Raw genomic sequence first — 2,113 nt, 5'->3', positions numbered from 1 at the left:
ATCGCACCGGTGTGGAGAAAATTCTGTCCATCGATCACACCCAGAGGTTTTGCAGCAGAACTGGCAGCAGCAACCACCGTGGTGCTGGCTTCAGGCACTGGACTACCCATTTCCACCACTCATACTCTGGTGGGTGCCGTGTTAGGTGTTGGTCTTGCCAGAGGAATTGGTGCTCTTAACTTGAGAGTGATTGGCACTATTTTTATGTCCTGGTTAATCACGCTGCCCGCCGGGGCCTTCCTTGCTATTGTCTTCTTCCATATCTTGAAATTTATTTTTGGTTAACGAGAGGGCTCTTCTGCGAGCCCTTTGCAGTATTTGAGCCCGAGGCCTAATCTCACGTACCTATCCATAAGAAGGGCTGTTATCATGCTGAAAAGGCTGTTGATTTCAGTATCAGGAGTCTGACAGTCAGATGATCTGGCATATTTGTTTTTTCTGTCCAATTTTCCAACATTTAGAATCAAGGGCCTGATAATGACTGGAATCCAGCAACCTGATCTGAAAGCAGTCCTGTCGCGGTTGATAAAGATTCCCTCTGTCAGTTCCACACAGCCTGAGCTGGATATGAGCAATATGCCAGTGATTCATGAACTGGCTAGCTGGCTCGAAGCCATGGGGTTTTGCTGTGAGATCATGCCCATTCCGGAAACACCGCTGAAAGCCAATCTGATTGCCACCCTGGGTTCAGGTCCCGGTGGGCTGGTGTTAGCCGGGCATACCGATACCGTGCCATACGATGAAAATCTCTGGCAGTTCGATCCTTTCTCACTCAACGAATCCGATAACCGGTTTTATGGTCTGGGGATCTGCGACATGAAGGGATTCTTTGGTCTCGTCATGGAGGCAGTGAAAGACTATCTTAAAGCCCCCCTTAAGGCTCCCTTGATTATTCTGGCAACAGCGGACGAAGAATCCTCAATGAACGGTGCCAGAGCCCTGTCAGCTGCTGGCAAACCCAAGGGCCGTTACGCTGTAGTGGGTGAGCCTACAGGTATGCAACCTGTTTACATGCATAAAGGTATCATGATGGAACGCATCCGGATTCTCGGGCAGTCCGGTCATTCCAGCAACCCGGCACTTGGCAGGAATGCTATGGAAACAGCCCATAAAGTGATTACTGAAATCATGACGTTCCGGGAAGAACTGGCCCATAAATACAATAATCCCGGATTTGCTGTGCCTACGCCTACCATCAATCTTGGTTGCATTCATGGTGGCGACAATCCTAACAGGATCTGTGGCCACTGCGATCTGGATTTCGACGTGCGTCTCTTGCCCGGCATGGACAGCCGGGAGCTGCGAGAGACTCTGAAACAGCGTCTTCTCCCCATCGCCAGAGCCGACAATGTAAAATTTTCTCTGGCGGCTATTCACGACAGTATTGAGCCATTTGAGGGCGCTGTTGACTCTCCCCTGATCAAAGCCTGCGAAAGTTTAACAGGCTATTCAGCAAAATCCGTTGCTTTCACTACGGAAGCGCCCTTCTTCAGCCGGATGGGAATGGATACAGTGGTGCTGGGGCCGGGTGATATTGATCAGGCCCACCAACCTGATGAGTACCTTTCCATGGACAGAATTCATCCAACCATTGAGCTACTGAGATCTCTGATACGACGATTCTGCCTCTGATTAACGCCAGGATGAAGATAAAAACAGTCATGAATTTGAATAAGAGCTACGTAAAATTTTTCCGGCAGAGTTCACCTTACATCCATGCCCACCATGGCAAAACATTTGTCATTACTCTGTGCGGTGAAGCTCTGGCAAGCCCTAATCTGAACAATATCATCAACGATATTGCCTTGCTGAGCAGTCTGGGCATTCGACTGGTTCTTGTCCACGGCGCGCGACCTCAGATAGAGGAACGCCTGAGTGCCAGGAACCTTGAGTCCAAATTTCATAATGAAATACGGGTTACGGATCGTCAGTGTCTTGAATGCGTCATGGATGCTGTGGGTAATCTTCGTGCACGAATTGAATCCAAGCTTTCACTCGGCCTGGTTAACTCTCCTATGCATGGGGCCAGCATTCGGGTTATCAGTGGCAATTTCGTGACTGCAAAACCTCTGGGTGTGATCGATGGACAGAATTTTCTCCACACCGGTGCGAT

The 2,113-nt window shown here is 49.5% G+C and carries 2 protein-coding genes and 1 pseudogene; all 3 read left to right on the top strand.

Features of this window, described 5'->3' with window-relative positions:
• A partial coding sequence (locus KDK18_RS12585) for an inorganic phosphate transporter (RefSeq protein WP_257255275.1) occupies window positions 1-285 on the top strand: 285 nt, incomplete at its 5' end.
• Window positions 286-477: 192 nt separating this feature from the next.
• The gene (gene argE / locus KDK18_RS12580; RefSeq protein WP_257255274.1) at window positions 478-1,632 is read left to right on the top strand and encodes an acetylornithine deacetylase; all 1,155 of its coding nucleotides are present in this window, start codon (window positions 478-480) and stop codon (window positions 1,630-1,632) included.
• Window positions 1,633-1,661: 29 nt separating this feature from the next.
• A pseudogene (locus tag KDK18_RS12575) lies at window positions 1,662-2,113 on the top strand (amino-acid N-acetyltransferase); the annotation flags it as partial.

The organism is Endozoicomonas sp. SESOKO3 (assembly GCF_024606255.1).
This window is presented reverse-complemented; position numbering and strand designations above follow the sequence as displayed.